The sequence below is a fragment of the Gelidibacter sp. genome, assembly GCF_053579655.1.
On the sequence record NZ_JBMDWE010000061.1, the window covers coordinates 1 to 12,868 of the forward strand.

A 12,868-nucleotide genomic window follows, 5' to 3' on the forward strand; every position below is an offset into this window, starting at 1 on the left:
GTAAAATTAATTTCAGCCACCTTGATTTTAAACTATCTGATTATTGGTACGTATTTCTATACTTGAGACCCCGCAAAAAGCGGGGTTAGTTCGACCAGCGCAATTCTAAACAACGCCAAGGCATTGTTTAGAATTGCGGGTCTCACTAAAATTTTAGCTGCATTTCGTCACCAAAATGCAGCCAAAATCAAATGAAACTAACTCAATAAAAAAAATGGTGCGGGCGTCAATCTGATTTAGAACATGAGGGATTTAATTTCTGATTGTGACAAGGCTTTATCAAAAATCCTCAGCTCATCCATAACACTTAAATCAGATTTGTGACCCCATTCTGTAAATCGAGGTGCTCCCGACATAATGGACATCAATTCACAATCCGTCCAATTCACTCCTGAAAAAGCACCTTTTGAGGCAATTTCCCCATTTATATATATGACGCATTCTGTTGGAGAAATCGTAAAGGCCAAATGAATCCATCCGTTATTTGTAGTTGGATCTATGGTCGCCGCAGCGCCACCATCAAACCAATTATCATCGGTTCCATTTCCTACATTCAATTTGAAAGTCTGATTCGTGGCACCACCCTCCCGGAAAAAGCGAAAGCCACTTTTACGATTGTTTTGAACATTTGGAAAATCAGGATTGCCTGTATCTGGAGGTCCAACCACTAAAATCCCTGCACGATCTGGTACGGCATTGAGCTTATACCAAAATGCAGCACTAAATTGACTGCCTAGCAATCCAGCTGTAGGGAAGGTCAAATAAGAATTTTCTGCACCTTTATAAGCATTTGAACCGGCATACCCTTCGCCTGCAAAACCAGGCGACCCCACAATAGTAGCTTGTCTGCCACTTACGGAATCAGAATAGCTACCATTGAAGTTGAGATGTAGTTTTTGACTGCCTTGGGCAATCATGCTGGTTATCTCATTTTGTGATAAGGTCGTGTCAAACAAACGCAGCTCATCCATCAAACTCGAATCTGATTTATGATCCCAATAGCTAAAGGTTGGTCCACCAGCACCAACAACAAATTGGGAGGTTCCTGTCCAATCAATAGGGGCGCTTAAGTTACTCGTATTAACTTCCAATCCGTTAAGGTAAATTTTGGTTTGGGTTGCTGAAATGGTAAAAGCTACATGCACCCACGCGCCTGCAGCAACACTAATTTCGCCACCATCATTCCAAACATCCGTATTACCCGTACCAACGTTCAATTTGATGCGTTGATTTTCGGCATTTCCCTCTCTAAACAATCTAAAACCTTGATTACGGTCATCAGCATTTGCGCCTATGGTTAAAATACCCGCACGATCTGGAGTAGCATTGACTTTGTACCAGAACGCACCACTAAAGTTATTGCCAAGTGTTAATTCACTTACCGGAAAGGTTAAATAACTATCTGTTCCAGCTTTGTAAGAGTTTGAACCTGCATAACCACTACCACCAAAACCTGGACTTCCTACTTCGCCTGCAGCTTTAAAACTGATAAGTTCTGTAAAATCGCCATCAAAAGGCATGTAAAATTGTTCCCCTGCGAATAGTGGTGTGTATGGCGGTGACTTGGTAAAATTAGAGGTTGCCGTTGTGACGTTTCCAGCTAAATCTGCCGCAATAACTGATAAGCTATGATCTCCTGTCGTAATGGTATCATACATGAACTCTATGTTAGCAATTCGATAATCCAAAAAATGATCATAAGATGCTATTTCAACGCCGTCCAACATCACCTTGATAGAGGCTATTTCAATATCATCTTCAACCTTAAACTGAACCATTGTTGATGTGACCGGCTCTGGAACCTGTATTATAAGTCCGTTAGCTGGTCTTAAAATGGTAACCACTGGACCACCAGCATCTGCACCTGGCTTCACTTCAGAAATGGGATCAATACCTTCGTAACAAGACACCATGAAAACCAAGGCAAATAATCCGAGAATGAGTTTATTAAATTTTTTCATTTTTATATGATTTATAAAGTGAATTATTTTTATTGATTGCCCAATGGTAACAAGTCCACTTGTGCCTGAGGATAAGGTAGCAACGCTTTATCTGCTGAAAAGACTCTGCCATCATAGCTCAATTCGCCATAATTTTTCAAACGGATTAAGTCGAAATATCGAACTCCCCATTCCATTGCTAATTCAGCAAATTTCTCGTCCATAACCTGAGCATGTGTAACGCCAGACAAGTCGCCTAAACCCGCTCTATGTCTCACTAAGTTAACCGCTTGATCAGCCGTCATGCCATTCCCATTCGCGCCTTTGGTTAAGGCTTCCGCATACATCAATAATATTTCTGCATAACGAATCACAATAAAGTTTTTACCTGAACCGTAATCATTACGTCCTTCCGTCAACTGATTGGACGGCAAATAGTGTTTTCCACTCGAAAATTTCGCTCTGTTATAATCATTAATGATGTCTCCATCTGGTGTCGTATTTGAAATCCAAGAAGGAAGAGTCGCATAAGCGGGATCTGTTTTAAGTTCGGCAATCCCACGATTTGTAAACAGAACACTGGTTTGCAGACGTACCTTATCATTTCTATCGAGCATAAACTTGATGTACTTGAAACTCGGCTCATAAAATCCCCATCCGCCACTGGCTCCTGCTCTTGCTGGCGTCCAGTTTTCTGGGCCAAATGGTGCATATAAATGGTTGTTGACCGATCCTGTGGCCGAACCATAATCAGAGAACTGAAATTCAAATAAATTCTCATCGCTCAATTCCCCAGGTTTTTTAAATAACTCGTAAAAATCATTAAACAACACAAATTTATTGGAGTTGATAATCGCTCCGGCAGCATTGGCAACCTCTTGATAATTTTCAAGTTCCAAGTTTGCCATTGCTTTTACAGCCAATGCCGTGTATTTTGTGACTCCCCCAGGAACGTCAGTACGCTGATTTGGTCGCATATCTGGTAAATTAGGAATGGCTTCGTCCATCAAATCAGACACATATTGCATGACCTCCGCTTTACTTGCGACACCATTTGCCAAATCATCAGAAACATCCGATTTGGTAATGATAAATACAGGACCCCATACACGTGACATTTGAAGATGCGTCCAACCACTCAAAACTTTAGTTTCTGCCATAAACTGATCGGCTTTTGCGTAGGCACTTTGCGGTGCAAAATCCTTGTAAGTCTGAATGGTTTCACGGGCATTATTAATATCAAGAATGTCGCTGTACATATTGGTCCAAAGTGAATTGTACATCCAATAGTTTTTATCGTAATTGAATCGATCTGTATCCGCAAATGGCTGTTGGTCTCCCAAACCACCTGCGTTAACGTCGTCGCCTCTTACACCTAACAACAATGGATCTTCCCAACCTCTGGAGTAAATTTGTCCGTAGGCACCAATTAAAGGTAAAATCATATCACTGGTCTTGGTATAATCAAGATCTCCTGTTCCTAACTGACCGTCTTGTTCTTTCAGCTTGTCTTCACAAGATGTAAAGCACAAACCTGCAACTAGCACGAATACTAGCGGATTTAATAAGTAGTTTATATTTTTCATGTGTTTATTTTTATTGCTTTTTAATGGTCACATGCAGTTCGCTATTAATCATTCCCAAGAATGTTATAATTTTTTGCATGCTCGTTTCATATTTCGCATTTTTTAAATTTTGATATTGATTCCCATCGTGTAAACTGCTGGAACAGGATAGGTTTGTCTGTCGATGCCGTCTTGAACTTCTGGATCAAACCCGTTGTACTTGAAGAAGGTAAATGGACGCTCTGCAGTAAAGGTCAATCGTGTTTCTGGCATGTTTTTACCTAACAACGAACCCGACTTAACGGTATAGGACAATTGAATGTTTTGAACCCTGAAATAAGACCCGTCTTCAATTAAGTAAGAACTTAAATTTTGGTTCCAGCCTTTTCTTAAGCCAGCTGAAGAGGGATAGGAATTGGAAGTTCCCTCACCATGCCAACGGTTAATGGCTAAATCAGCATCCATATTGGTATCACTTGTATAAACAACCTCTCCTCTTTTACGGTTTAAGATTTTGTTTCCACTTTGTCCGGAAACATTTACGGAAAAATCAAAATTCTTGTAGCTCACACCTAAATTACCGCCATACATAAAGGATGGCAAATAAGATCCTAATACCACGCGATCGTCTGCATCTAAAATGCCATCGCCATTAACATCACGGAATTTCAAATCGCCCGGAACCAAGTTATTGGCCACTGCAATAGGATCATTTTGGACTTCGGTAGCATTTTGATAAACACCCACGACTTCATAGCCATAGAAAGCGCGTATGGGATGTCCAACCTGCGTACGTTGACGGAATTCAAAAGAACCACCATCAATATATTCTTGGTTATCTGCCAATCGAATCACTTCATTTTTTAAGGTAGAAAAGTTAGCTCCAATGTTAAATCTCCAGTTTTCATTGAGCATTTGATTATAGTCTAAACTAACCTCTATACCTTGATTTCTGAACACCCCCGCATTTTTTCGGACAATTTCATTAGAGATGGGCTGAATGACAGGAATGACCGCATTATCAGTAGTTCTGATATAATAATCGGCTTCCAAAGTCAAACGGTTGTTGAATAGTCTCGCTGAAATACCAAAATCCTTTTCTTCTGTAACTTCCCATTTTAAATTGGAAAAGTTACTCGTTGACACAATCCCACTTACGGGCTGATCTCCAATATCTGTCTGCACAATACTCACGGTTCGTGTACCAGAACTTCTGCCTAAGCTACCATTACCTAATTTACCGTAACTTAATCTTAATTTTAAGAAATCAAAAACACCATTGTCCTGCATGAAATTTTCTTCAGATAGTACCCAACCCAAACCAAATGCTGGCGTGTATAACCAATTGTTAGCCGTAAATTTTGAATCGCCTTCTGCTCTTATGGTAGCATTCAGCAAATAGCGGTCTTTATAATTATATTCCGCCCTTCCAAAATAAGAAACCCCATAAACACGACCACCGTTATCGCTGACATTGCCCTTAAACGAATCTTTATCGGCAAAATCCAAGTACCAGGAACTTTCATAGACAATACCTGTAATATCCTCACCAGTAGCGGAAAGATTATGAACTGCTTCATCTCTATAGGATGTACCTCCTAATACTGTAAGACCGTGATCGCCAAAATTATCTTTGTAAGTGATGACATTGTCCCAAATTTGGTTGGAATAGGTTGCTTGTGCTTTTCTAATGGAAGAAATTTCACGTTGTGAGTTTTCAGAAATGAAATACGGCAATCTCACATTGCGCTCTTCAATGGAAGAATAGTCATTATAATAGGAAGTCTTGATTGACAACTTCTTTGGTATAAAATAATACTCTGCATAAATATTGGTGAGCAACTTTCTGATCTTTAATTGATTTTCATTGTAACGCATTGTTGGAAATGGATTTTGAGAGTTTCGGTATCCAAGTCTTGTGGCATCAGAATAATCCACTGGCTTTGCCATCGTATTTAAAGGATCATAAACCGGTAATACGGGAACTGCGAAATAGGCTTGAAACCATGCCGCATCCTCAGCATTGTATTTTGTAGCATTACTAAAAACAATATTGCTTCCCATTTTAAAACGATCAGAAACTTTCACATCCACACTGTTACGGATATTAAAACGCTCATATTCATTTTTCATATCCAAAATACCATCTTGGGAAAAGTAGTTGGCACCTACCGAATAATTGACATTCTCCCCCCCGCCATTCACACCAACACTATGACTGGATATAGTGGCAGGACGCAAAATTTCCTTGTACCAGTCCGTATTGACGTCCGGAAGATTAGGGTTTACTCTACTTCTGCCAAAACGCTGTATGGCGCTTTGAATCTTATTGATATCCGGTTGGGAACCTGATTCATAGGCCATGGTTGTAAACTGCTCAGCATTGGCCATTTTTAACACATTTTGTGCAAATTGGTAACCGCTATAACCATTGTAAACAAATTCTGGTCTCTTTTCCAATTTACCTGCCTTTGTCTGAATAATGATAACGCCGCCAGCAGCCTTTTGTCCGAAAATAGCTGATGAGGACGCGTCTTTCAATACCGAAACAGACTCGATATCACTAGTGTTCAAAAAGTCGATATTATCATAAAACATCCCATTGACCACATAAAGCGGATTACTGCTTCCGTCAAAGGTTCCTACACCACGCAATCTTACTTTTGGCGAATCGCCTGGAGATCCAACACCAACTACTTGTACGCCTGCAACTTTACCTTGAAGGGATTGCATGACATTACTTGCCGGTGTTTTTTCAATATCTTCAGCCTTGATGGTAGTAATTGCACCCGTTAAATCTGCCTTTTTCTGAGTTCCATAACCTACAACAACGATTTCGCCCAAAGCTTCAACATCTGCTTCTAGGCTAACATTTACTGTTGTCTGATTATTGATGGTCACTGAAACTAATCTAAAGCCTAAAGAAGAGAATTCCAAAACTTCGCCTTTGCTGACTTTTAATGAATAATTACCATCAAAATCAGTGCTCGTCCCTCTTGATGTTCCTTTAATAATCACGTTAACACCCGGAACAGGAAACTGATCTTCTGCACTTGTTACCGTTCCTTTAACAGTAGTTTCCTGAGCATAGGAAACAGCGTAACTGAAAAGAAAAAATAAACATAAAACTAGTCTTGCTTTCATATAGTTTGAATTTATTGTGTTAGTTAATCGAATATATAATGAATAAAATGCTTGAAGAAGTTTTCATTTACACCTTAGATACGCCAACGTTAAAATAATCATAAAACTCAATGATGACGTAGCGTTAAGATACATGAAAAACGACGAAATCGTATTAGTAGATTAGAATTGACGTAGTTTTGACGTATAAAAAATAGAAAAATAAAGGCGATGAAGTATGATTATTTGAAATTAACCAAGTATTCTGTTAAGGATTGATCGTTATCAAGGTTTAATTTGACTCTTAGGCGATATCTTTGAGTTTCCACACCTCTTATGGAGATATTTAATAATGGCGCAATTTCCTTGGTCGATAAGTGCATTTTGATGTAGGCAGAAATTCTTAAATCTTTAGCATTTAACTTTGGATGCTTGCTTTTCAATTGATTGAAAAACTCTTCATGAACTTGGTTGAAATTGTATTCAAATACGGCCCATTCATCTTTATGGCTAATGGAAGAATCTATTTTTTTTATGAGATTTTTATATGAAAAGTGATTGTCAAATGCATTCTTTTGCGTCGAAATTTCCTTCTTAAGCTCTAAAAGGGTTTCATTCTTTTTCACTAAAGCCATAGCTGTATTGGCAAGCTGTTTGCTTTTTAATTTGACTTCATTTTTTAACGACTCATTTTTAAGCTCCACAATGCGCCTGTCATTTTCAATGGTTTTTTCTTTGAGAATTTCTTGTTGCTCCTGGTCGAATTTCAACTGCAACAACCGTTGCTCTTTTCCGATCTTTCTTCGATGGAGAACATAAAATAAGGCGAGCGTTAATACTAACAATAAGCCATACAACAGATAGCCTTGTGTGGATCGATACCAAGGTGGCAAGACTATGACCTTTAAACTACTGACAGATGATTTTTGTCCCAAATGATTGGAAGTTCTAAATAAGAAGTCATACTGTCCATAACTTATATTTGAAAACTCTAACTTATTATTTTCGATTTTGTACCAATGCATCGCCGTATCGACCGATGCCATGGCGTATTCAAAAAAGTGATCTTTCGATTTTGGAGAAGTCAGAGAAATACTAAAGGTCTTAAAATCATTAGGCAATTCCACTGATTTTATGGCATCTAAAACAATGCGCTGACTGTCTATTTTAATGCTTTCAAAAAATGTGGGATGCAACGCGTGTGACTTGGCTCCTATTGATTTATTAAACATCATAAATCCGTTGTTCAAACTTAAGGCCAAAATGGAATCTTTAAGTTTCGAGATGTTTTCATAGCCTACAATGAGACGCTTTTTAAAATACTTGTCATTCAGTGAGGCTGGAGAGCCATCATCAGGAAAGGTTTTAAAATGGATGCTATTGTTGTTTTTGACGGCTAAAGTAGCAATGTCATCTTCAGAAATGATATAGGAATACTTTCCAAAACTTTTATTCAATAACGGATAGGGCACAATAGAATCCAACAAGGGTTCATATTTTTGCCAACCATCATTGGTCTTGATAGAAATGTCGTTTTTAATTGAATAGACGCGAACATTGTAAGTGGACCAGAGTCCTTTTTTTTCATAATTCTTGATATCCAGAATAGAATCATATGAACTATTGAACTTCACTTTATATAAACCTTTATAAGCATGTGCCACCCAAGCGGTATAAGGATCTTCAAATACTAAAAACCGACTTGGTATGGTGGTTTGCCCCAAATGTTTGGCGGTCCAACCCGTACTTTCTTTCTTAAATTTAACCAAGCCTGCATAGGTACCTTGGATGTAGGTTTTTGGTACTCCCATGACCTTTTTAATGACCCAACCCCCAGTAAATGGCGAAATAAGTTTCAATTTTTTGTCTTTTACAAGATAGGTACCATTGTTATGTCCGCAGAACAAGTCGCCTTCGATTTCTTTTAAATCCCAAACCTGTCCTTGAGAACCCTCAATAAATTGTAATATATTGTGTGCATCGATATAGTACAAACCGGTATTACTGCCAATATAAACCGTATCCTGATATTGAATCACATCATATACAGCGCCCAAATTTCCTGAAACATCATTGTAAAACAGATACGGATTTCTTAAATCTGCCCACGCCAATCCGTTATCCAATCCTAACCAAAGTTGGTCATCACCATCCACAAATTGCGAGAGCACCGTATTATTAATCAGTCCGTTTTCTTTGTGAATATTGAAAAGTACTTGCCCATTAGAATCTGTGATATAAACGCCATTTTTTATGGTTCCGAAAATCATATTTCCGTTCGCCATGACCGAAAACGCATTGAGCTGTTGTTCTTTGAGAATGGTAGTTATTTCAGATCTCCATGGACTTAAAGCGCCGTTTTCATAAGTAAAAATGCCCTGTAAGGAGGTGGTTATAAAAAGTTGTTCTTTCTTTTTTGAAATAGAGATAATTTTAGTCCCGATTAAATCTTTATGGTTGATGAGCGGCATAACTTTTCCTTGATCAAGCGTAAAAATGCCGTTTTTTAATGTGGATATGTACAAGGTTTCGTCAATAACATCGCAAGAAAGTATGGTCGAAGGCGGTGTGATTTTATTGATTTTACCATTTTTATAGATAAAAACATTTAAGAATGACCGAAAGATGATGCTATCCCCCAGCTTGATGATCTGCCAAAACTCTTCGTTTAAAAACTCCTTCGGATTCAGCTGTTCACTTAAAGACGTATATTTTAGCAGTCCAAATTTATTGCGTTCCCAAAACCCAAACTCTTCATACGAACCGATATAAATTTTCTTATTTACCGCCAATACAGAGCGAATGGTCGTTTTATTGGGAAGTGCGCTCAAGGTCCATTTAAGCCCATCAAATTCCAACAACCCCTTATTGTTAGCGACATAAAGATAGCCGTCATCCGCTTTGGAAATACCCCAATTCTGGTTTCCGGCATTGTATTGGGACAGATCATAATTTTGAAAATGAGGTGCATATTGTGCCTGTAAGTTGTTTATAAAAAGCAAATAACAAAGCACCATCCAAATGTGGACAGGAAAGGTTAACGGCATTTTAAATTTCATGATCATGAATTGGAGTCTGAAGTTTCAATTCTATAAATGTAATGGAAATGAAGTGTTCAAACGAAATTTATGACAAGGATTGTTAGTAAGGTTTAAATGGTCTCCGAACGAAACGATTTATTAAAGGATAACTTCCGATCGTAATATCAACTTTGAATTTATTTAAAGTATAATTCTATCTCCATCCGTTTGGAAGAATTCATCGCTTAACAGCTGAAAACCAAATTCAAACACAGGATTAATACCACCAAGATATTTATTATATTTGATAGGTTTTCCCAATAGAAAATCATACAATCGCTTTGGAACGACTGCATTACCTCCTTTTCTGTGTTTTTATTTTCTGGCACATTCCGATGCTTTGTCAACAACAATTGACAAGTGATGAAGCTTATGAAAACTATCAGGAACTAAGTTCCAAAATGGCTAAATCCTTTCCAGAGGATGATTTCAAAACATACAAACGAACGTCCTTTACTGAGCAACAATTAGAGATCTATCTTTCACAACATTTCCAACGTCTGGATCTTTTGCCATTTATTAAAAACAGACCTGCATTTGTGATCAATGCCTATTTACATTCAGGAAATTGGTTTCAAGCTATCGGATTTTATAAGGAATCCATTGCTTCCTATAATGACTTATTTCACTATTATGAAATTCATCACAAAGAATTATCAGCAGATGAAATCGAGGGCTTCGTCGGAGTAATTAGTTATGCTCGTGGAATATTGGCCGAAAATTATGCAAAGATAAATAATGTGGATAGTGCGTCTATTCATCACATTAGAAACATTAGTTTTAATGATAGCTTTTCTTCTATCTTCTACCCTTCTGCAATAAATAATTATGGTTTATTTTTTTATAGGACAAAAAAAGATCGTGATTCTGCCTTGATCTATTTTGAAAAAGCTTATGAAATTACTAAACAAAAGTTTCCTGAACATTCACTTATTGCAAGCATTCGAGACAATATTGCAGATGTCTACATGGATCAAAATAGATATGCTCAGGCAAAAACATTGTATGCTACCAACTTTGAATTCTATAAAACAGGAATCATTGAGACGACTAAAACAAAAGATATTCAGCGACTTATTAGTGCTGGAGCTCAATTGGTACACTCAAACATTAAACTAAAAAATCTTGTTCAAGCACAGAACGTTCTTTTTCAAGTAGATTCTATAGTCAAAGATGCCAAAACAAGGAAGGAGCTTCTAGCCGATTCTCAAATTGAATTTCTTTCGGCCAAAGAAAATCTGTATGTAGCACAGAATAATATGACATTGGCTTATAAAATATTAAGCGATAGGTTTTCTTTTTCGGACAGTTTGGCAACGATTGCAGCATTACAAGATAGTCAATGGCGTGATGAGCTGAACAATATTAGTGTAGATCGCGTAGCTCTCAAATTTGAGATTGATCGTATTGAAAAGGAAAATAAAATTAAAAGTCAAAGAGCTAAATTGTGGATATCAACGCTTATATCTTCAGGTTTTATCGTTTTATTGCTGGTTCTATTTTTAGGTCGCAGACAGCATTTAATAAATGCTAAAAACAAGGAGTTGTTGGCAGAGCAGCATTTGGAAAATGAACGCTTAAAGGTGGAACAGCTGAATTCTAAAATTCAATCAAAGCAGCGTGATTTATCCGATTTCGCACTCAACTTAACCCAAAATCAAGAATGGGCATTAATGTTGTCTGAAAAAATAAAGCTGCTAAAAACTGCTGATCAAAAAGACAGACGTGAACTATTAGAAAAACTGGAGTTGGATATAAAAAATAAAGTTCAATTTGACAGAGACAGTAAAGTGTTTTATGAGCGATTAGATAAACTTAATGATGCCTTTTATACCACGCTTATGCGCTTATTTCCAAATTTAACTAAAAACGAAATCCGTCTTTGTTCCCTTATCCGATTGAAAATGGAGAGTCATAGCATCGCGACCTTTCAAAACATTACGAATGCCTCATTAAATACAAGCCGCTATCGAATGCGCAAAAAAATGCATCTGGAAGATGATGTCAATCTCGATGACTTCATCATTCAACTCTAACGGCGCAGCATCCTAAAAATCATTGTCAACCATCCAAAACCGAACGCTTGTCTATCAATTGTCTATTGGATGTCCATTGGTTGTCTATCTAAAAATCAATGAGTTAAAGCAACAAAGAATTAAATTAGCTAAACGTTTTAATGTATGGTTTCCATCATCATAACAAGAGTAAAATGATCTTCTTTTAATCTTTAAATCAAAAACTTATGAAAACACTATTGATTACCTTCCTTTTGATAGGATTCGCACAATTTTCGCACTCCCAAACTGACTTCGCCTACACAGAAACCTCTAATCTGAATTTAAAAAACAAAAATGAGAGCACTCCAAATTTTAAAAATTCCAATGAAGTCAAATATTTGGCGGAAAAATCAAAAAAATTAGAGGGGCAGGCGTTCAACTATGACATCAAAAGTGCCGCTGTTTACGCATCCCACCTGAAAACCACTTATAGTGTGAGTTTTACTGAAGGCAAAAATCGTATTGATGCCATTTATGATGCTGATGGTAAATTGCTGCAATCAGAAGGCACATATGAAAATGTTGCCATTCCTTACGCTATTGGTTCTCAATTGGCCAAAGCCCATCCAGGATGGGAATTTCACAAATCATGGTGCACCAGTAACTATAAGTTGAATAGTGATACGGACATCATTTATAAAATACAACTTAAAAAAGGCAATAAAACCAAGGTTGTTAAAGTAAATCCGCTTGACTATGGTTTGTAAATATCCGACAAAAAATTTAGTCAAATTCAGAAAATTTAAAACCTCAACGGTCCATGACTATTGAGGTTTTTTTGAGATTGTTAAAGAAATCCTGCACTACCAAAAGTCTCTTTAGCAATTTCGTTAATTCTAAATCATTGTTGTCCGATTAAAGTTGCGTTGATCTACTAAGAATAGATATAAATAAAGGTCTTTAAATGTTTTTGATCCTCAATCTCCTTCATTTCGAGGTTTTTTGAAAACTATTGCTAAAACATCATAACCCATTCTAATTATGAATTTCACAGCCCTTATTTTCAATTAATTACGTGTTTAGTCTTTGTTCTTGGTTCTATCAGCGAAGCGGCGGTTACTGAGCTTGTCGAAGTGTCTTAATTCTTTTCCGGACAATAGTGA

6 protein-coding genes are annotated in these 12,868 nt (G+C 37.3%); 2 read left to right on the top strand and 4 right to left on the bottom strand.

Annotated elements, in window-relative coordinates:
- Nucleotides 1-236 precede the first annotated feature (236 nt).
- The 4 genes from ACOH2D_RS17765 to ACOH2D_RS17780 all read right to left on the bottom strand — a co-directional run bounded on the left by ACOH2D_RS17765 (nt 237) and on the right by ACOH2D_RS17780 (nt 9,687).
- Entirely contained in the window at nt 237-1,961 is a 1,725-nt protein-coding gene (locus tag ACOH2D_RS17765) for a LamG domain-containing protein (RefSeq protein WP_449536098.1), read from the bottom strand.
- Between the two features lie 29 nt (nt 1,962-1,990).
- Nucleotides 1,991-3,526 carry a RagB/SusD family nutrient uptake outer membrane protein gene (locus ACOH2D_RS17770; RefSeq protein ID WP_449536099.1) on the bottom strand — a complete coding sequence of 512 codons (1,536 nt, stop codon included), beginning with the start codon at nt 3,524-3,526 and terminating at the stop codon, nt 1,991-1,993.
- Nucleotides 3,527-3,628: 102 nt separating this feature from the next.
- Entirely contained in the window at nt 3,629-6,649 is a 3,021-nt protein-coding gene (locus tag ACOH2D_RS17775) for a SusC/RagA family TonB-linked outer membrane protein (RefSeq protein ID WP_449536100.1), read from the bottom strand.
- Nucleotides 6,650-6,870: 221 nt separating this feature from the next.
- A complete protein-coding gene (locus ACOH2D_RS17780) occupies nt 6,871-9,687 on the bottom strand; it encodes a helix-turn-helix and ligand-binding sensor domain-containing protein (RefSeq protein ID WP_449536101.1) in 2,817 nt (938 codons plus the stop codon).
- Between the two features lie 560 nt (nt 9,688-10,247).
- On the opposite strand from ACOH2D_RS17780, the gene ACOH2D_RS17785 reads away from it, so the two are divergent.
- Both ACOH2D_RS17785 and ACOH2D_RS17790 read left to right on the top strand, forming a co-directional pair.
- Nucleotides 10,248-11,744, top strand: a complete 1,497-nt coding sequence (locus ACOH2D_RS17785; protein ID WP_449536102.1) for a transcriptional regulator — start codon at nt 10,248-10,250, stop codon at nt 11,742-11,744.
- Between the two features lie 206 nt (nt 11,745-11,950).
- Nucleotides 11,951-12,472 carry a hypothetical protein gene (locus tag ACOH2D_RS17790; RefSeq protein ID WP_449536103.1) on the top strand — a complete coding sequence of 174 codons (522 nt, stop codon included), beginning with the start codon at nt 11,951-11,953 and terminating at the stop codon, nt 12,470-12,472.
- Nucleotides 12,473-12,868 lie beyond the last annotated feature (396 nt).

Bases quoted from the DNA above. Each gene is read 5' to 3' on its own strand.
- ACOH2D_RS17765 (WP_449536098.1), bottom strand. From the start codon at position 1,961: ATGAAAAAATTTAATAAACTCATTCTCGGATTATTTGCCTTGGTTTTC.
- ACOH2D_RS17770 (WP_449536099.1), bottom strand. From the start codon at position 3,526: ATGAAAAATATAAACTACTTATTAAATCCGCTAGTATTCGTGCTAGTT.
- ACOH2D_RS17775 (WP_449536100.1), bottom strand. From the start codon at position 6,649: ATGAAAGCAAGACTAGTTTTATGTTTATTTTTTCTTTTCAGTTACGCT.
- ACOH2D_RS17780 (WP_449536101.1), bottom strand. From the start codon at position 9,687: ATGAAATTTAAAATGCCGTTAACCTTTCCTGTCCACATTTGGATGGTG.
- ACOH2D_RS17790 (WP_449536103.1), top strand. From the start codon at position 11,951: ATGAAAACACTATTGATTACCTTCCTTTTGATAGGATTCGCACAATTT.